Origin of the sequence: Enterobacter cloacae, from assembly GCF_011078175.1 — a bacterium.
GTDB lineage: Bacteria > Pseudomonadota > Gammaproteobacteria > Enterobacterales > Enterobacteriaceae > Enterobacter > Enterobacter cloacae_Q.
Map to the genome: position 1 here is coordinate 59,949 of NZ_JAALCJ010000010.1, position 18,751 is coordinate 78,699.

The following is an 18,751-nucleotide window of genomic DNA, read 5'->3' on the forward strand; positions in this document are numbered from 1 at the left end:
CTGCCCTCGCGTTACTGAAGCAACGCGTCTTTCCCCTGACGGATATCGCGCGGCGACCAGCTAAATTCCCGACGAAACAGCGTCGAAAAGTGGTTACTGTCGCCGAAACCGCAGCGATAGGCGATATCGGTGACGCTTTCGTCGGTATGACGTAAAAGGTGACGCGCTTTGATCAGGCGCAGACGGTTAAGGTAACGCTGCGGCGTCAGGCCGGTATGCTGCTTGAGCTGGCGATGCAGCGTGCGCAGCGAGAGCGAAAAGTCATCTGCCAGCGTTTCCCAACAGACATCTTCGGCGAAGTGATCTTCCAGCCAGGCCATCAGCTGGTTCAGGCGCGCGTCGTTATTTTCCAGCCCTTCCACCAGGCTGCTGCGGCGCAGCAGCACCAGCAGCTGCATAAACAGCAGCTCGCGAGTGGCAATCGCGTGCGTCTCCTGCCCGTCCTCGCTTTGCTCCATCTGGCTCACCAGCTGACGCACCTGCTGCAATGTGGACTGATTCACCCGCCAGTGCGACGGATAGTGTCCGTCTTTCTCCTGCGGCAACAGCTGATTCAGCCCGGAGAGAAACTGGAACGCATCCGGAGAACGATAAAGCACATTAGTCAGGCACAGGTTGTCGGTATGTTCATACAGGTGCCTGTCGTGGTCGCGCACGAAGCACACCGTACCGCCGCTGATGGTATACGGCTGACCGTTAAACACGTGGATGCCCGTTCCGTGCTCAACAATCACAATTTCATGAAAATCATGATGATGTTCCGGGAACGCAGCCTGAGGAAGCCGTGGCTCAATCGCGACGGGAGAGGCCCCCGAAGGAAAAAAATCGATGCTGTGCAGTACGGTCATAACGGCCCCCACCAATGAGAAAAGTTCTCAAAATAGTAATTAAGGCCTTCCTCGCTCACCTTAAATTTTTGACAGCAAACCGCGCAAAAGCTGCCGGTTTTTCAAGAAACGGGCGGAAAGATCGGGAAATGCGGTCAGCGTCACACTGCCTGTAAACCCCGCCATTACTGGAAACTGTGAACTCCCTCACGTTCATCTTTGCTTTCTTGCCAGCGCGAGATTTGGGCTGTCAGTGGCGAGAAGGTGGCTATTTCTTCCCTTTCTTACACTCATCGCTAATGACTTAAGAAAGGACCCGACCATGACTTTTCGCCATTGTGTGGCTGTCGATTTAGGCGCATCCAGCGGCCGTGTAATGCTCGCCACCTGGGACTGTGACCTGCACACCCTTACGCTTCGCGAAATGCACCGTTTCGCCAATTGTCTGCAAAAACAGGACGGTTTTGTTACCTGGGATATTGATGCGCTGGAAGCTGAGATCCGTACCGGGCTTCACAACGTCTGCAAAGACGGCATTCGCATCGACAGTATCGGCATTGATACCTGGGGCGTGGATTATGTGCTGCTGGACAGTCAAGGCGAGCGCGTCGGCCTGCCCGTCTCCTACCGAGACAGCCGCACCGATGGACTAATGGCGCACGCCATCGCGCAGCTTGGCAAAGAGGACATCTATGGTCGTAGCGGCATCCAGTTTCTGCCGTTTAACACGCTGTACCAGCTGCGCGCGCTGGTAGAGCAACAGCCGGAGCTGGTCGAAAAGGTGGCGCATGCGTTACTGATCCCGGATTACCTAAGCTACCGTCTGACCGGCAACATGAACTGGGAATATACCAACGCCACCACCACGCAGCTGGTCAATATCAACACCGATAACTGGGATGAACATCTGCTGGCCTGGACCGGCGCCTCGCCATCCTGGTTTGGCACGCCAACCCATCCGGGCAATGTGATTGGTCACTGGCTTTGCCCGCAGGGGAATGAAATCCCTGTTGTCGCCGTCGCCAGCCATGACACCGCGAGCGCGGTCATTGCTTCGCCGCTCGCCAGCAAAGACGCGGCCTACCTTTCCTCCGGCACCTGGTCGCTAATGGGCTTTGAGAGTAAAACCCCTTACACCAGCGATGCCGCGCTGGCCGCGAACATCACCAATGAAGGCGGCGCCGAAGGCCGCTACCGCGTGCTGAAGAACATCATGGGCCTGTGGCTGCTCCAGCGGGTGCTGAAAGAGCAGAACATCACCGACCTGACCGCGCTTATCGCGGAAACCGAAACGCTGAAGGCCTGCACCTACCTGATTAACCCAAACGACGACCGCTTTATTAACCCGGTGCATATGAGCGCTGAAATCCAGGCCGCCTGTTTTGAAGCGGGGCAACCCGTACCTTCCCGCCCCGCCGAGCTGGCGCGCTGCATTTTTGACAGCCTCGCCCTACTCTATGCCGACATCCTGAGTGAACTGGCTGACCTTCGCGGTAAACCGTTCAGCCAACTGCATATCGTGGGCGGCGGATGCCAGAACCAGCTGCTGAACCAGCTCTGCGCCGATGCCTGCGGCATTACCGTGGTGGCAGGTCCGATAGAAGCCTCCACGCTCGGCAATATCGGCATTCAGCTGATGACCCTGGACGAACTTTCAAACGTCGACGATTTCCGTTCGGTGGTGACGGCGAATAACAGCCTGACCACTTTCATCCCCCATCCCTGCCATGAAATTGCCCGCTATCGGGCGCAGTTTCAGCAAAAACGACTGACTAAGGAGCTTTGCGCATGACCACTCAACTTGAACAAGCCTGGGACCTGGCTAAACAGCGTTTCGCCGCCGTTGGCGTGGATGTCGAAGAGGCGCTGCGCCAGCTCGACCGTCTGCCCGTTTCTATGCACTGCTGGCAGGGCGATGACGTCGCCGGTTTCGAGAACCCGGGCGGTTCCCTGACGGGTGGCATTCAGGCCACGGGTAACTACCCGGGCAAAGCGCGCAACGCGACCGAACTGCGTGCGGATCTGGAGCTGGCGCTGAGCCTGATCCCGGGGCCAAAACGCCTGAACCTGCACGCGATTTATCTCGAATCCGACGCGCCGGTCGCGCGTAACGAAATCAAACCGGAACACTTTAAGAACTGGGTGGAGTGGGCAAAGGCCAACCGGCTGGGACTGGATTTTAACCCGTCCTGCTTCTCGCACCCGCTGAGCACGGACGGGTTTACCCTTGCGCACGCCAACGACGACATCCGTCAGTTCTGGATCGACCATGTCAAAGCCAGCCGCCGCGTCTCCGCATACTTCGGCGAACAGCTCGGCACACCATCGGTAATGAATATCTGGATCCCGGACGGTATGAAGGACATTACCGTAGACCGACTGGCCCCGCGTCAGCGCCTGCTGGCCGCGCTGGATGAGGCCATCAGCGAAAAACTGGACCCGGCGCACCACATCGATGCCGTCGAGAGCAAGCTGTTCGGCATTGGGGCAGAGAGCTACACCGTCGGCTCAAACGAGTTCTACATGGGTTACGCCACCAGCCGCCAGACCGCGCTGTGCCTGGATGCCGGCCACTTCCATCCAACTGAGGTGATCTCCGACAAGATCTCCGCCGCCATGCTCTTCGTGCCGCGCCTGCTGCTGCACGTCAGCCGTCCGGTGCGCTGGGACAGCGACCACGTGGTTCTGCTGGATGACGAAACCCAGGCGATTGCCAGCGAAATCATCCGCCACGACCTGTTCGACCGCGTACACATTGGCCTCGACTTCTTCGACGCCTCCATCAACCGCATCGCGGCGTGGGTAATCGGCACCCGCAACATGAAGAAAGCCCTGCTGCGCGCGCTGCTGGAGCCTGTCGCCGCCCTGAAACAGCTGGAAGAAAACGGCGACTACACCGCGCGCCTGGCACTGCTGGAAGAACAGAAATCCTTGCCATGGCAGGCGGTGTGGGAGATGTACTGCCAGCGTCATGATGCGCCAGCGGGCAGCCAGTGGCTGGACAACGTGCGGGCATATGAGAAAGACGTGTTGAGCCAGCGCGGGTAATTGCCCCCTCATCCCTGCCCTCTCCCCAAAGGTGAGAGGGAGCAAACCATCCCCTCTTCCCGATGGGGAGAGGGTTAGGGTGAGGGGAAACTCTCACCGCGATAACTGGAAAAGAAAACTATGCAAACCATCACTACCTCCTGGTTCGTCCAGGGCATGATCAAAGCCACCTCCGATGCCTGGCTGAAGGGCTGGGACGAGCGCAACGGCGGCAACCTGACGCTACGCCTGGACGATGCGGATATTGAGCCATTTTCCGCAGATTTTCACCAGAAGCCGCGCTATATCGCCCTGAGCCAGCCGATGCCATTGCTCGCCAATACGCCGTTTATCGTCACCGGTTCCGGTAAGTTCTTCCGCAACGTCCAGCTCGATCCGCAGGCTAACCTGGGCGTGGTCAAAGTGGATAGCGACGGCGCGGGCTACCACATTTTGTGGGGGCTGACGGATGACGCAGTGCCAACCTCAGAACTGCCGGCGCACTTCCTCTCCCACTGCGAACGCATTAAGGCGACCAACGGCAAAGACCGCGTGATTATGCACTGCCACGCCACCAACCTGATCGCCCTGACCTACGTACTGGAAAATAATTCTGATTTCTTCACCCGCAAACTGTGGGAAGGCAGCACCGAGTGTCTGGTGGTGTTCCCGGACGGCGTCGGCATTCTGCCGTGGATGGTGCCGGGCACCGACGAAATCGGCCAGGCGACCGCGACGGACATGCAGAAACACTCGCTGGTGCTGTGGCCGTTCCACGGCGTCTTCGGCAGCGGCCCGACGCTGGATGAAACCTTCGGCCTGATCGACACCGCCGAAAAATCCGCGGAAGTGCTGGTGAAGGTCTATTCCATGGGCGGCATGAAGCAGACCATCACCCGGGAAGAGCTGATAGCCCTGGGCAAACGCTTTGGCGTGACCCCGATGCAGTCCGCATTAGATCTGTACAAATAATAACATCGCGCCCCGCTCATTGAGACGGGGCGAAAACCACCTGCAATCCCTACAACTAACTCAAGTCAGTGGAGTAAAAGCAATGAAAATAAAAGCAAGCTTGATCCTCACCGTTGCCGCTCTGGCGTTGTCCGGTTCCGCTTTAGCAGAAGTGAAAATCGCCCTGGTGGCGAAGTCCTTAGGGAATGGATTCTTCGAAGCAGCGAACGTCGGCGCGCAGGAGGCGGCCAAAGAGTTAGGCGATGTAAAAGTGATTTATACCGGCCCGACCACCACCACGGCGGAAGCACAGATCGAGGTGTTGAACGGGTTGATCGCCCAGGGCGTGGATGCGATCGCCATTTCCGCGAACGATCCGGACGCCGTCGTGCCGGTGCTGAAAAAAGCGATGCAGCGCGGCATAAAGGTCGTGTCCTGGGATTCCGGCGTGGCGAAAGCCGGACGTCAAATTCACCTGAACCCGTCGAATAACGCGCTGATTGGCGAAACCAACGTGAAGCTCGCCGCCGATGCTCTGAAGGCGCTCAACGTTGAGAAAGGTGACGTCGCCGTGCTGAGCGCGACCCCAACCTCCACCAACCAGAACATCTGGATTGCGGAGATGAAAAAGGTGCTGCCGAAGTACCCGTCCGTTAATCTGGTGACCGTGGCCTACGGGGACGATCTCTCCGACAAAAGCTACCGCGAAGCGGTCGGTCTGCTGAAAACCTACCCGGACCTGAAAGTGATCGTCTCGCCTTCGTCAGTAGGTATTGTCGCCGCGGCTCAGGCGGTGAAGGACCAGGGCAAAATTGGCAAAGTGTATGTTACGGGGTTAGGCCTGCCGTCCGAAATGGCCGGCGCGGTGAAATCCGGCGCGAGCAAAAGCTTTGCTATCTGGAACCCGATTGATCTTGGCTATGCCGCAACTTACTTAGCGGACGATCTGGTGAAAGGCACGGCCACCAAAGACGAAGCCAGCATGGGTAAACTGGGCAAAGTGAAGCTGGATGCCGACGGTAACGGCGCGATGGCGGAGCCGTTCGTTTACGATGCCAGCAATATTGATAAGTTCTCGAAAATTTTCTGATCCTTATCTCCCTCTCCCTGTGGGAGAGGGTCGGGGTGAGGGCATCAGGCCGCATCTCCCCTCACCCTAACCCTCTCCCGAGGGGAGAGGGGATCTAACGGAGAACTATCATGACCCCATTGCTACAGCTTTCTGGCATCACCAAGGTGTTCCCCGGCGTGCGTGCCCTTGAGAACGTGCAGCTTGCGCTGTGGCCCGGCAAAGTGACGGCGCTTATCGGCGAAAACGGCGCGGGCAAATCGACGCTGGTCAAAGTGATGACCGGCATTTACCAGCCCGACGAGGGCGAAATCCTCTACAAAGCGATCCCCGTACAGCTCCCGACGCCGGAGTCTGCGCATAAAATAGGCATCACTGCCATTCATCAGGAAACCGTCCTGTTCGATGAACTGTCGGTCACCGAAAATATTTTTGTCGGTCAGTACCTCCACAAAGGCGTCCTGAAAAAGCTCGACTGGCCGGAAATGCACCGCCGGGCACAGGCGATCCTCACCCGGCTTGAGGTGCAAATCGACCCGCGCGCAACGCTGAAAACCCTGAGCATCGCCCAGCGTCACATGGTGGCGATTGCCCGCGCGCTGTCGTTTGAGGCGCAGGTGGTGATCCTCGATGAACCGACGGCGGCGCTGTCGCAGCATGAAATCCTCGAGTTTTACCAGATTGTGGAGCGTTTAAAGCAGGAGGGTAAAGCCATCCTCTTTATCTCCCACAAGTTCGACGAGATTTTTGAGCTGGCCGATCACTACACCATTTTGCGCGACGGTGTGTTCGTCGGTGCAGGGGCAATAAATGAAATCACCGAGGAGCGGATGGTGTCGATGATGGTCGGGCGCGCCATTACCCAAACCTTCCCGAAAATCGACTGCGAAAAAGGCGAGACGGTGCTGGAGGTGAAAAAACTCTGCCATCCGACCGAGTTTGCGCATATCTCGTTCTCTCTGCGTAAAGGAGAAATCCTCGGCTTTTACGGGCTGGTGGGTGCCGGGCGTACCGAATTAATGCAAGCGCTTTCCGGCGTCACGCAGCCGTCGTCGGGTGAAATCATCCTCAACGGTCAGCCCAGACGCTTCCGCCAGCCTGCGGATGCGATCAAAGCCGGTATCGTCTGCGTGCCGGAAGAAAGGCAGAAACAGGGGGCGATTATCGCCCTGCCGATTGCCCAGAACATCAGCCTGCCTCAGCTTAGCACGCTCAATCCGAACGGCGTGCTGCATGACGACCGCGAATGGAAGCTGACAGACGAATACGCCAGGCGCCTGCAAGTGAAAGCCTTCAGCTGGAAGCAGGCGGTGGAGACTCTCTCTGGCGGCAACCAGCAAAAGGTCGTGATTGGCAAATGGCTGGCAACGCACCCTGACGTAATCATCCTTGATGAGCCGACAAAAGGCATCGATATCGGTTCAAAGGCAGCCGTGCATCAGTTTATGTCTGAGCTGGTCGGCCAGGGGCTGGCCGTAATTATGGTCTCGTCCGAACTGCCGGAAGTGATGGGCATGGCGGATCGCATTATCGTCATGCACGAGGGGCTGATGGTGGCCGAATACCAGGCGGGAGACGCGACGGCAGAAACCATCGTCAGCGCCGCCAGCGGTGCAAAACAGGAGGCGGCATAATGCTTAGCTCACTCTTAAAACACCGCGAAGCGCTGCTTGGCGCGGTGATTGTCCTGATGGTCGTCGCCATTGGCAGCCGCGTGCCGTCGTTTATCGCGCCAGGTAACCTGGTGGAGATGTTTAACGACACCGCCATTCTGATCGTCCTCGCGCTCGGGCAGATGATGGTGCTGCTCACTAAAGGCATCGACCTGTCGATGGCGGCCAATCTGGCCCTGACCGGGATGATTGTCGCCCTGATTAACTTCCATTACCCGGACGTGCCCGTCTGGGCGCTGCTGATCCTCGCCAGCGCGCTTGGGCTGCTGATGGGCGCGATAAACGGCCTGCTGGTGTGGAAGCTGGGCATTCCGGCGATTGTGGTAACGCTCGGCACCATGAGCATCTACCGCGGAATGATCTTTTTGCTCTCCGGCGGCGGCTGGGTGAACTCCAACCAGATGGGTACAGACTTCCTCGGCCTGACGCGTGCGTCAGTGCTGGGCTTGCCGGTGCTGAGCTGGTGCGCCATCGCCGCACTGCTGCTGGTGGGCTACTTCCTGCGCTACAGCCGCACCGGACGGGCGCTCTACACCGCAGGCGGGAACGCCACGGCAGCGTACTACACCGGGATCAACGCCGGGAAAATGCAGTTCATCAGCTTCTGCCTTTCCGGTCTGCTGGCCGGGTTCTGCGGCTACCTGTGGATCTCGCGCTTTGCCGTTGCGTATGTTGACGTCGCGAACGGTTTTGAATTGCAGGTGGTGGCAGCCTGTGTGATTGGCGGGATCAGCACCATGGGCGGCACCGGCCGCGTGCTCGGCTGTCTGTTCGGGGCGCTGTTTCTTGGCGTCATCAATAACGCCCTGCCGGTGATCGGCATCTCCCCGTTCTGGCAAATGGCGATTTCCGGCGCGGTCATTGTCATCGCTGTGCTGCTGAACGAACGCGGCAACAAGCGCAAAGGCAGGCTGATCCTGCGCGACGCGGCGCTGGCACGTCAGAAACTGGCGGTGAAACCATGAGTAAAATGATGACATCTGAAGAGTTCAAACCCACTTCTGCGCCGGGCATCTTCCAGCGCCTGCTGTGCTGGGAGGGCTTCCTGCTGGCGGTGACGCTGGCGGTGTTCGTGGTGAACGCGCTCGCCTCGCCCTACTTCCTCAACATCTGGAACCTCTCCGACGCGACGTTCAACTTCACCGAAAAGGCGATCATCGTGTTGCCGATGGCGATGCTGATTATCGCCCGGGAAATTGACCTGTCGGTGGCCTCTACCATCGCGCTCAGCTCCACGGTGATGGGCTTTTGCGCGGCGGCGGGAGTCGATACGCCGCTGCTGGTCTGCGTGGGATTAGGCGTCGGGCTACTGTGCGGGCTGTTCAACGGCATTCTGGTGACGCGCTTTAACCTGTCGTCCATCGTCATCACCATCGGCACCATGAGCCTGTACCGTGGTATCACCTACATCCTGCTCGGAGACCAGGCGCTGAACAGCTACCCGGAGAGCTTTGCCTGGTTCGGCCAAGGCTACGTCTGGGGTGCGCTGTCGTTCGAGTTCGCGCTGTTTATTGTACTGGCCGCTCTGTTTGCCTTTGCGCTGCACCGCACCAATTTTGGCCGCCGCACCTACGCCATCGGTAACAACCCGACCGGCGCGTGGTACTCCGGCATCAACGTGAAGCGCCACAACCTGATCCTGTTTGCGCTGGTAGGACTGATGTCCGGCCTGGCGTCGGTGCTGCTCACCTCGCGGCTGGGCAGCACCCGCCCGACCATCGCGATGGGCTGGGAGCTGGCGGTGGTGACGATGGCGGTGCTCGGCGGCGTCAATATTCTCGGCGGGTCCGGCAGCATGGTGGGCGTGATTATCGCCGCCTTCCTGATGGGGCTGGTGACCTTCGGCCTGAGCCTGCTCAACGTGCCGGGCATTGTGATGTCGGTGATCATCGGCGCCATGCTGATCGTGGTGATTTCGCTGCCGATTATCACTCGCCGGATTATGCAGCGAAGACGGATCTCATAGCCGGGTGGCACTGCGTTTACCCGGCCTGCTTAACCGTAGGCCCGCGCAAGCGCAGCGCCGCCGGGCATAAAAATCACAGTAATTAAGGAGAATTATCATGAGCTTTATGTTGGCACTGCCAAAAATCAGCCTGCACGGCGCGGGCGCAATCGGCGATATGGTCAACCTGGTGGCGAGCAAGCAGTGGGGAAAAGCGCTGGTTGTCACCGACGGTCAGTTGGTAAAACTCGGCCTGCTCGACAGCCTGTTTAACGCGCTGGATGCCCATCAGATGTCGTATCACCTGTTCGATGAGGTGTTCCCGAACCCGACGGAGGCGCTGGTGCAGAAAGGCTATGCGGCATATCAGGACGCGGAGTGTGATTACGTGATTGCCTTCGGCGGCGGCAGCCCGATTGATACCGCCAAGGCAATCAAAATCCTCACCGCCAACCCCGGTCCGTCAACCGATTACTCCGGCGTCGGCAAGGTGAAAAACGCGGGCGTGCCGCTGGTGGCAATCAACACCACCGCAGGCACGGCAGCGGAGATGACCAGCAACGCGGTGATCATTGACTCCGCGCGGCAGGTGAAAGAGGTGATCATCGACCCGAACATCATCCCGGATATCGCCGTGGATGATGCCAGCGTGATGCTTGATATTCCGGCCTCCGTGACCGCCGCAACCGGCATGGATGCGTTAACCCACGCCATTGAAGCCTACGTGTCCGTCGGCGCGCACCCGCTCACTGATGCCAACGCGCTGGAAGCGATTCGCCTGATCAACCTGTGGCTGCCGAAAGCGGTCGACGACGGTCACAACCTGGAAGCGCGCGAGCAGATGGCCTTTGGTCAGTATCTGGCGGGCATGGCGTTTAACAGCGCCGGTCTGGGGCTGGTGCATGCCCTGGCACACCAGCCGGGCGCGACGCACAACCTGCCGCACGGCGTGTGCAATGCCATCCTGCTGCCGATCGTCGAAAACTTTAACCGCCCGAACGCGGCCGCGCGTTTTGCCCGCGTGGCGCAGGCGATGGGCGTTGACACGCGCGGCATGAGCGATGAAGCCGCAAGCATGTCAGCCATTCAGGCGATTCGTGACCTGAGCGCCCGCGTCGGCATTCCGTCCGGCTTCAGCCAGCTCGGCGTCACCAAAGCCGATATCGAAGGCTGGCTGGATAAAGCCCTCGCCGACCCGTGCGCGCCGTGTAACCCGCGCACCGCCAGCCGCGATGAGGTGCGCGAACTCTATCTGGAGGCATTATGATCCGCAAAGCCTTTGTGATGCAGGTAAACCCTGACGCACACGAGGAGTATGAACGTCGCCACAATCCGATCTGGCCCGAGCTGGAAGCGGTACTGAAAGCCCACGGCGCGCACCACTACGCCATTTACCTCGACAAAGCCCGCAACCTCCTTTTTGCGACGGTGGAGATTGAATCGGAAGAGCGCTGGAACGCGGTGGCGAATACCGACGTCTGCCAGCGCTGGTGGAAACATATGGGTGACGTTATGCCGTCTAACCCGGATAACAGCCCGGTGAGTACGGAACTGAAAGAGGTGTTTTACCTGGAGTGATGTGTTAACGCTGCTGCCCCTGCGGTAGCAGCAATCTCCCGTCTGCCACTCAGCGTAAACGCCGACACCACCGTAATCGCCAGCACAAAACAGCCCAGCATAAGATACGTCTCCTGGAAGCCGATCCGGTCATACATATTTCCGGCAAAGGCGGAGAGAAAAATCGCCGCCGACTGTTTGGCAAACTGGAAGCCAATCAGGTAGATGGTGGCTGAAAGGCGCGTATCAAACACCCCGGTGATGTACTTGAATGCCCCCACCAGCAGGAACGGGACTTCCAGCGCGTGCAGCATCTTCAGGGCAATCACCTCCACGGCGGTGGTGGCAAACGACGAGCCGATAATGCGCGTCGCCATGATCACCCCGGCAATCAGCAGCGTGTTTTTCGCACCGATGCGGTTAATGATCCACGGCGAGCAGAACATGATGATCGCGTTACAGATTTCCCCCGCCGTGGTGGCGAAACCAAAGGCGCGGGTCCCCTCCTGCGGCGTGGCGAAGAAGGTTTTGAAGAAGGTAGCAAACTGCTGGTCGAAGACGTCATATACGCAGGCCACGCCAATCACGTACAGGATGAACATCCACATTCTGCGCTGGCGGAACAGGTTGAACACGGTTTTGGCAGTGATCTGCGGCTGATTCGCGCCCAGGGCGTTCATCACCTGCGCCGTCTGGTTGGGCTTCGGCTTCGCAACGACCAGCAGCAGCATCAGCAACAGCGCCGCCGCCGATCCCATCCAGAAAACATACGACGGATCGATGCCGAACAGGATGCCACCCGTTGAGGCGCATAGCCCCCAGCCGAGACAGCCGAACATGCGCGCCTTGCCGTACTCAAAAAAGCTGTTGCGGCTCACGCGTTCAATATAGGCCTCAATCGCCCCCGAACCCGCTGAGAAGACAAAGCCGATATACAACCCACCGCTCAGCGCCCCCAGCCAGATATTGGTTTTCAGCAGCGGAGCGAAGACGTACAGGAAGAACGGCGCGAACAGGAACAACAGCACCGAGATGATCCAAAGCAAATGTTTTTTCAGCCCCAGCTTGTCCGAAATGACCCCCAGCACAGGCTGGAAAGCAATGGCCGACAGCGAGATGCAGGAGAAGACAATCCCGGTATGAGTTTTATTCAGGCCAATGATGTCCGACAGCCAGATCGGCAGAAACGGAAAGCAGGTGGCCATGATGAAGAAGTAGAGAAAGAAGAACAGCCCGAAGATCCAGAAATTAGGGTTGTCTTTGTGGGTACAGGTTGTTGTGTTCATTATTTTTATCCTCAACGGAGGGCCGGCTGCCCGGCCCGTCACCCTTACACGCGTTCCACACCAATCAGAATGGCGGTTTCCGGATCCAGAATCGGCAGCGCAATACCCGCCTGCATCAGCCACTCACCGCTTACCGTTTGCGGCGCGTCCATCCACGCCGGCAGCTTGCGCATGGTGTGCCCGCCCTTGCCCGTAATCTGAATGTTCGGGTGATCGAGCAGCGTGATGCGGTACTGCGCGCTGGCGTCTAACCCCGGCATGCGCAGCGGCATCATCAGGGTGTAATCCGGCATCGCGAGCTGGCTGACCATAAACAGCCCCTGCGTCTTGTCCTGGCTCACTATACCCTGCGCCAGGGTGGTGGCGTCCGGCATATCCACGCGCCACTGGGTGCCGCGATGAATAACCTCGCGCCACCGCTTATACAGCGCGGCGTAATGGCGATAGCCTTCACGCTCCTGCGCGTCCACGGAGAGCGGATCCAGCTCCAGCCCCATGTGACCAAACAGCGCCGTGAGTCCGCGGAACTGAATGCTGTGCTGGCGGAAGGTGGCGTGACATTTATGATGACCGATATGCGCTCCCATCACCTCCGGCGGGAAGAAGTAGCTCATGCCGCGCTGGATAGTGTTGCGCTCCAGTGCGTCATTGTTGTCGGACGCCCAGAAGCGGTGGCAGCGGGTCAGCACTTCATAATCGATTCGCCCGCCCCCGGAGGAGCAGGACTCAAACTCAATGTGCGGAAAGCGCTCGCCCAGAACGTCCAGCAGGCGATAAAACTGGCGCGTCTGGGCATCGGCGGCGGCTTTGCCCTTGTGCCCTGGCTGCACCAGCTCGCGGTTCATGTCCCACTTCACGTAGTCGACCGCATGCTCGCCCAGCAGCCAGCTCATGCGCTCGACCAGATAATCAAAGGCCTGCGGAATATTAAGATTGAGCACCAGCTGATGTCGCCCGGTCGCCTGGGCGTAGCCCGGCAGCGCCAGCACCCAGTCAGGGTGCGCGCGATACAGATCGGAATCCGGGTTAATCATCTCCGGCTCAATCCAGATACCAAACTCCATGCCAAGCTGTTTAACGTGATCGATCACCGGCTTGAGGCCGTTCGGGTATTTTTTCTCGTCCAGATACCAGTCGCCCAGCGCGGCGTGGTCGTCGTTGCGGCCTTTGAACCAGCCGTCGTCGATAATAAAGCGCTCCACGCCCAGCGCTGCGGCCTCGTCGGCCATGCGCATAATGTAGTCCGGATCGTGGTTGAAGTAGATCCCCTCCCAGGTGTTGAGGTGCACCGGGCGCGGTTTATCTTCCGGGAAGCGGATAACGTTGTCGCGCAGGTAGCGGTGAAACTGCCGGCTCATGCCGTTCAGCCCGTGCGGGGAGTGGCTGGCATACAGGCGCGGCGTCCAGAGCGTTTCCCCCTCTTCAATCGCCATTTCACCCGGCAGGTAGAGCGCTTCGGCCTGTATATAACGACGGCCATCGGTTTTCACCTCCGCTCGCAGGCGGTGGTTGCCGCTCCAGCCCAGATGCACGCCCCAGACGTTGCCGTGCATTTCACTGAACGACGGCGTGCCTGAAATCAGCGCCGGGAAATGTTCATGGGACGTTTTACCCCGGCGGTTCTCAACCACGAAGCTGTCGTGCTCAAGCGTAACGCGGTGCGGCTGGAACTCCCTGATCCAGCGTCCGTGGAAGGCCATCACCTCCTGCGCGCGCTCGGCCACCGGCAGCGTGACGGCAAAGCGATCCACCTGCCACGCCAGCGCTTTCAGGTTGGTCAATCCATGACGTACCACCAGCACGCCGCTGGCGTCCAGTGCCAGCTCGCTGGTCAGGCGCAGGCCCGCCTGTTTATCTTCCGCTGTTACCCGGAGGGTTTGCCCTTCGCGCTTTACATCTGTGGTGGTGAATACAGGGGAACCGTCGAGCCCCTGGCGATGCCCCTCGATGCCGGGCGAACCAAAAAGGCCGTGTCCCAGCTCTGCCATCAGCGTGACGGGGGAGTCTACATCCAGCCTGCCGTTAGCAACCGGACGTGCAAGCGTAGCGACATCCTGCGGTGAAAAGTGTTGAAGGTGCGGCCCCCAGTAGAGAATTTCAGCGAACGGGTGGCTTTTTAGCACCACGTCAACCGTATTGCTTTCAAGTCGAAAAATGGCATCTTGCATCGGACATCTCCTGTCATCGGGATGTCCTGAGTGTTGATCCGAAACGTTTCGGATATAAACCAAAACGTTTCGGATCTGTGATCGGGTTTAGAATTTTTGCTGTAATCAGGCCGTCTGGCCTGGGGAGAATTCCGGCTGCCAGAGCACCTGAAGCGTGTCGATGTCGTCGCCGTTAATCAGCTGGCGCACCATATCGGCAATCTGTTTCCCGACACCTTGACGGGTAGACTGGATCACCGCCGCGACGTCGATATCGACAATGCTGTCCTGCGGTAAACCGTCATAGACCACCAGCGAGACGGCATTTTCACCGCTTAAGCGCCCCATCTGCGCCAGAGCCATCGCTGCGCCGTCGCCGTGGGTGTTGCAGTCGGTAATGATGGCCGTGGGCGGCTGCGGCAGGGAGAGAAGTTCTTGCGTGGTGGCATACCCCACGCGGCGCGAAGGAGGCATGGCGCGCAGCCATTCGCTGGAAAGACCGGCTTCCCGCAGCGCGTCCAGGAAGCCCTGGCGACGCTGGGTAATAAATGCCTGGTTGTTGCTTTCACCCAGCAGCGCAATGCGCTGATGGCCTTTCTCGATCAGCCAGCGGGTGGCCTGATACGTACCGGCATAGTTGTCGAAATCAAACCATGCGTACGGCTGCGGGAGCTGGCTGCGGCCGAGCGCCAGGAACGGGAACCCGGCGGCCTGAAGCTGCTCAAGACGCGGATCGTGATCCAGCGTATGCGCCACTATCAGCGCATCCACGCGTCGGCTCTGCACCATGCGCATATAGCTGTGTTTGTCCGCCAGATCGTCGTCAGCGATGAGCAGCAGGTCAATCTCATGTCGCGCCAGTTCGTGGCTAATTTCGCCGACCATGTCCATAAAGACGCTGTTATTGAGCGGAACAGGATGCACCGGAAATACCAGTCCGACGGCGTCGATTTTGCCCATCTTCAGGCGGCGGGCAAAGGTGTTTGGACGGTAGCCACGGCGCTGGGCCTCCGCTTCCACGCGGGCGCGCGTCTCAGCAGAAACGTCGTCATACCCGTTGAGGGCGCGGCTGACGGTGGTAACAGACAGCCCCAGTTCTTTGGCAATGGCTTTAAGCGACATGATTTTCCGTATCTTCGTTAGTTTTGTTCCGCCACCAGCAGCGCGTGCGTATCGGGCTCCAGCGCCTTAAAGATATGCGGCTGGTCAGCGGGGTAGCAAATGTAATCTCCCGGGCCGAGCTCTTCCGCCGCGTCGATCAGACCGACCATCGCCCGCCCCTGAGTCACGATAATATGCTCAACCGACCCAGGCGGATGGGGCTGGGAAATACGGTCTGCCCCCGGCTGAGTCAGCAGCAGATAGATATCACGACGCGCCCCCGGCGGACACGCCGCGAGCAAAATCGCCTCGTAGTTCGCCTGCCCGGCCACAACCTTTGTGCCCTCGCCGCGGCGGATCACCTGCGTGACGGGTTGTTGCGGCTCCAGTAATCGGGCAAACGGAATATCCAGCGCCACGCAAAGCGACCATAGCGTTTCCAGGCTAGGATTGCCGTTGCCAGACTCCAGTTGGGAAAGCGTGGATTTGGCGATCCCGGCACGGCGGGCAATTTCCGCCAGCGAAAGCCCGGTTCGCAGGCGTTCTCGCACCAGACTTTTGGCGATTACGCTAATTGGCTGCGTCATAAAACGGCCTCTGCCTCTCTATATCGAACGAATCGTTCGCCTTGTAAAACGGTTTTGATGCGTTCATTATAATGGAAATACGTTCGATATGGCTAAAATGGTATGAAGAATCACCTCTCTTGCCTGAAAGGCGACACGATAAAAGCGATCGTCCTGGTCTGCCTCGCGGTGGGCGTGGTCGGCATGTCCTACGGCTCGCTGGCGATGGCCTACGGGTTCCCACTGTGGGTGCCGTTTGTCCTCTCCCTCACGGTGCTGGCAGGCGCGTCCGAGTTTATGTTTATCGGCATCGTGGCGAGCGGCGGTAATCCGCTGGCGGCGGCCGCGGCCGGTTTACTGGTTAATGCCCGCCATGTGCCCTTCGGCGTGACGGTGCGTGACCTGGTGGGCAAGCGCGGCCTGAGCTTTCTGGGCTGTCATATCATGAACGATGAAAGCGTGGTGTTTGGCCTGTCGCAAAAAACTGCCGAGCAGCGTAAAGCGGCGTACTGGCTGTGCGGTCTTGGCGTGGCAATCATCTGGCCGCTGGGGACGGTGCTGGGCGCGATGGTCGGTAAGCTGCTGCCGGACCCGGAGACCATCGGGCTGGACGCGGTGTTCCCGGCGATCCTGCTGGCGTTAGTAGTGCCAGCGTTTAAAAACCGTACCACGCTGATCCGCGCCTGTAGCGGCGCAGTGCTGTCGCTGGCCGCCGTACCGTTTGCGCCGGTTGGCCTGCCGGTGCTGCTCTCTCTGCTCGGTCTCGCTGCGAGGAAAAAATAATGGAAAACATGACGGTTTTTATTCTCGGCATCGCCATTCTTTCTGCCGGAACCTACCTGATGCGTCTTGGCGGAGCGAAGCTCGGCAACCGGCTGGCGCTTTCTGAACGATCGCAGGCGTTGCTTTCCGATGCGGCTACCGTTTTGCTGTTCTCCGTCGCGCTGGCGACAACGTTTTATGAAGGGGACCATTTTGCCGGGATGGCGCGCGTACTGGGGGTGGGGTTCGCGGTGTTTTTGGCCTGGCGAAAAATGCCGTTGATTGTGGTGATCGTCGCGGCGGCGGTGGTGACGGCACTGCTGCGTCTGGCGGGTATAAACTAAAAAAGCGCCCCAGGGGCGCTCTTTCGACGGTATAGCGGAATTATTTGTTCAGTTCAGCAGTCATGTGTACGCGGTTACCGGTGAATGCCTGGGTAATTTTGTAGGATGACGCGCCCGCTTCCTGAGCCTGTGCGGCAATTTTAGCTTCAGCACCGTCCAGCGTAGAGGAGGATGCGGTCACTGTCTGCGCAGCAAAAGAACCGAAAGAAGTAGCCAGAGCGATTACTGCGACAAAAGTTTTGATGCTGTTCATGTGTTTAAACCCTTTCGTTAAGTTGATTTGGTAAGGCACCGTGCCTTGATGAGATAAATAATAGCCCTCATCACGGCCAACTGATAGCGGAAGGATTTGCCATAATCATTCAAAATTACTGATCAACTATTAGCCGCTGAGGATGGGTATAAATTGTCGCCCTTCCCGGCTTGCAGAACCCCACCAGCGTCAGGTTGCAGCGCTCCGCCACCTCCACCGCCAGCGTGGTTGCCGCTGACACCGCAAACAGAATCTCCACGCCGCACATGGCGGACTTTTGCACCATCTCATAGCTGGCGCGGCTGGAGACTAACGCCGCGCCCTGCTGCCAGACGCTGCTTTCCCGAGCGCGGCGGCCTAACAGCTTGTCCAGCGCGACGTGGCGGCCCACGTCCTCATGCCCGCCGGTAATGTTCCCCGACGGCAATATCCATGCCGCCGCATGGGTACAGCCGCTGAGCTGGCCGATGGGCTGCACGTCGTTCAGGTGCTCAAGCGCCCGATCAAGGTGCGCCAGATTGAACGTCTGGGTGAACGGCAGCGGGATAATCGGTTTGCCGATATCGTTAAGCTGTTCAACGCCGCACACGCCGCATCCGGTACGTCCGGCCAGGGCCCGGCGGCGCTCTTTCAGCCCCATAAAGCGGCGGCTGGAGAGTTCGATTTGCACTTCAAGACCATTACAGGCATGAACTACGTCCATGCCGTAGATCTCCTGCGGATGCGCAATGATGCCTTCCGAGAGGGAAAAACCAATGGCGAACAGCTCAAGATCTTTCGGCGAGGCCATCATCACCACATGCGAAATCCCGTTATAGACCAGGGCAACGGGGACTTCTTCCGCCAGAAAATCTGGCGTGGCATGTGAAATGTGAGGCGGTCTGTGTACCGACAGTTCCACAGTGCCCGCAGGCAGTGGCGACGCGTGGGTAGCACGGTTTTGTTTAGACACAACGGTATTCCTGAACAACCACGGAAGTGAGCCTGCTATTGCAACACAAACGGCAGGCCTTACGCATAGTATGGATCAATTTTTCAGCGACCATTCTCCTACTCAATCCGGAGGGGTGCAACCAGTCGTCTGCTACACCTCTTTAACATGCGTAGGGTAAAATGTGATTGATATCACATTTTATAATCAATGCCGTGATAATACGTTCACTTTGTTTTAACGCCGTTGGAACAGGCGTACCGACATTGTGGTATTCTGGGCTTATCCCTCGGAGAAATGAGGGATTAATGC

Annotated in this window: 18 protein-coding genes; 11 read left to right on the top strand and 7 right to left on the bottom strand. The window is 58.7% G+C overall.

Annotated elements, in window-relative coordinates; genetic code table 11:
* Nucleotides 1-11: 11 nt before the first annotated feature.
* Entirely contained in the window at nt 12-848 is an 837-nt protein-coding gene (gene rhaS, locus G6Q29_RS19100; RefSeq protein WP_165466737.1) for an HTH-type transcriptional activator RhaS, read from the bottom strand.
* Between the two features lie 301 nt (nt 849-1,149).
* Here rhaS (G6Q29_RS19100) and rhaB point away from each other — a divergent pair, with 301 nt between their 5' ends.
* From rhaB to rhaM, 9 genes are all read left to right on the top strand, one after another.
* Nucleotides 1,150-2,619 carry a rhamnulokinase gene (gene rhaB, locus G6Q29_RS19105; RefSeq protein WP_165466738.1) on the top strand — a complete coding sequence of 490 codons (1,470 nt, stop codon included), beginning with the start codon at nt 1,150-1,152 and terminating at the stop codon, nt 2,617-2,619.
* A complete protein-coding gene (gene rhaA, locus G6Q29_RS19110; RefSeq protein ID WP_165466739.1) occupies nt 2,616-3,875 on the top strand; it encodes an L-rhamnose isomerase in 1,260 nt (419 codons plus the stop codon). The genes rhaB and rhaA overlap by 4 nt, the downstream gene beginning before the upstream one ends.
* Nucleotides 3,876-3,995: 120 nt before the next feature.
* Nucleotides 3,996-4,826, top strand: a complete 831-nt coding sequence (rhaD, locus tag G6Q29_RS19115) for a rhamnulose-1-phosphate aldolase (protein WP_165466740.1) — start codon at nt 3,996-3,998, stop codon at nt 4,824-4,826.
* 82 nt (nt 4,827-4,908) lie between these two features.
* Nucleotides 4,909-5,895 (top strand): rhamnose ABC transporter substrate-binding protein, encoded by a 987-nt coding sequence (rhaS, locus tag G6Q29_RS19120; RefSeq protein ID WP_165466741.1) that lies wholly within the window; start codon nt 4,909-4,911, stop codon nt 5,893-5,895.
* Between the two features lie 110 nt (nt 5,896-6,005).
* Entirely contained in the window at nt 6,006-7,508 is a 1,503-nt protein-coding gene (locus G6Q29_RS19125) for a sugar ABC transporter ATP-binding protein (RefSeq protein ID WP_165466742.1), read from the top strand.
* Entirely contained in the window at nt 7,508-8,512 is a 1,005-nt protein-coding gene (locus tag G6Q29_RS19130; RefSeq protein ID WP_165466743.1) for an ABC transporter permease, read from the top strand. The genes G6Q29_RS19125 and G6Q29_RS19130 overlap by 1 nt, the downstream gene beginning before the upstream one ends.
* On the top strand, nt 8,509-9,513 hold the full coding sequence (locus G6Q29_RS19135; protein ID WP_165466744.1) for an ABC transporter permease: 1,005 nt from the start codon (nt 8,509-8,511) through the stop codon (nt 9,511-9,513). Before G6Q29_RS19130 ends, G6Q29_RS19135 begins: the two co-directional genes overlap by 4 nt.
* 97 nt (nt 9,514-9,610) lie before the next feature.
* Nucleotides 9,611-10,759 carry a lactaldehyde reductase gene (fucO, locus tag G6Q29_RS19140; RefSeq protein WP_165466745.1) on the top strand — a complete coding sequence of 383 codons (1,149 nt, stop codon included), beginning with the start codon at nt 9,611-9,613 and terminating at the stop codon, nt 10,757-10,759.
* The gene (rhaM, locus tag G6Q29_RS19145) at nt 10,756-11,070 is read left to right on the top strand and encodes an L-rhamnose mutarotase (RefSeq protein WP_165466746.1); all 315 of its coding nucleotides are present in this window, start codon (nt 10,756-10,758) and stop codon (nt 11,068-11,070) included. The genes fucO and rhaM overlap by 4 nt, the downstream gene beginning before the upstream one ends.
* Here rhaM and G6Q29_RS19150 read toward each other — a convergent pair.
* The 4 genes from G6Q29_RS19150 to G6Q29_RS19165 form a co-directional block, all read right to left on the bottom strand.
* Complete coding sequence (locus tag G6Q29_RS19150) at nt 11,058-12,335, bottom strand: MFS transporter (RefSeq protein ID WP_165466747.1); 1,278 nt, start codon at nt 12,333-12,335, stop codon at nt 11,058-11,060. The genes rhaM and G6Q29_RS19150 overlap by 13 nt on opposite strands.
* 44 nt (nt 12,336-12,379) lie before the next feature.
* Entirely contained in the window at nt 12,380-14,503 is a 2,124-nt protein-coding gene (locus G6Q29_RS19155; RefSeq protein WP_165466748.1) for an alpha-galactosidase, read from the bottom strand.
* 105 nt (nt 14,504-14,608) lie between these two features.
* A complete protein-coding gene (locus G6Q29_RS19160; RefSeq protein ID WP_165466749.1) occupies nt 14,609-15,604 on the bottom strand; it encodes a LacI family DNA-binding transcriptional regulator in 996 nt (331 codons plus the stop codon).
* Between the two features lie 17 nt (nt 15,605-15,621).
* Nucleotides 15,622-16,170: a helix-turn-helix domain-containing protein gene (locus tag G6Q29_RS19165; protein WP_003861973.1), complete on the bottom strand. Its 549-nt coding sequence runs from the start codon at nt 16,168-16,170 to the stop codon at nt 15,622-15,624.
* 102 nt (nt 16,171-16,272) lie between these two features.
* On the opposite strand from G6Q29_RS19165, the gene G6Q29_RS19170 reads away from it, so the two are divergent.
* Together G6Q29_RS19170 and G6Q29_RS19175 are read left to right on the top strand one after the other, a co-directional pair.
* Nucleotides 16,273-16,932 carry an AzlC family ABC transporter permease gene (locus tag G6Q29_RS19170; RefSeq protein WP_165466750.1) on the top strand — a complete coding sequence of 220 codons (660 nt, stop codon included), beginning with the start codon at nt 16,273-16,275 and terminating at the stop codon, nt 16,930-16,932.
* Nucleotides 16,932-17,255, top strand: a complete 324-nt coding sequence (locus tag G6Q29_RS19175) for an AzlD domain-containing protein (protein ID WP_003861969.1) — start codon at nt 16,932-16,934, stop codon at nt 17,253-17,255. Before G6Q29_RS19170 ends, G6Q29_RS19175 begins: the two co-directional genes overlap by 1 nt.
* Nucleotides 17,256-17,295: 40 nt before the next feature.
* Here the strand turns inward: G6Q29_RS19175 and G6Q29_RS19180 are convergent, their stop codons facing one another.
* Both G6Q29_RS19180 and fdhD read right to left on the bottom strand, forming a co-directional pair.
* Nucleotides 17,296-17,508: a DUF1471 domain-containing protein gene (locus tag G6Q29_RS19180; protein ID WP_006808708.1), complete on the bottom strand. Its 213-nt coding sequence runs from the start codon at nt 17,506-17,508 to the stop codon at nt 17,296-17,298.
* Between the two features lie 115 nt (nt 17,509-17,623).
* Nucleotides 17,624-18,460 (bottom strand): formate dehydrogenase accessory sulfurtransferase FdhD, encoded by an 837-nt coding sequence (gene fdhD, locus G6Q29_RS19185; protein ID WP_165466751.1) that lies wholly within the window; start codon nt 18,458-18,460, stop codon nt 17,624-17,626.
* Nucleotides 18,461-18,751: the final 291 nt, after the last annotated feature.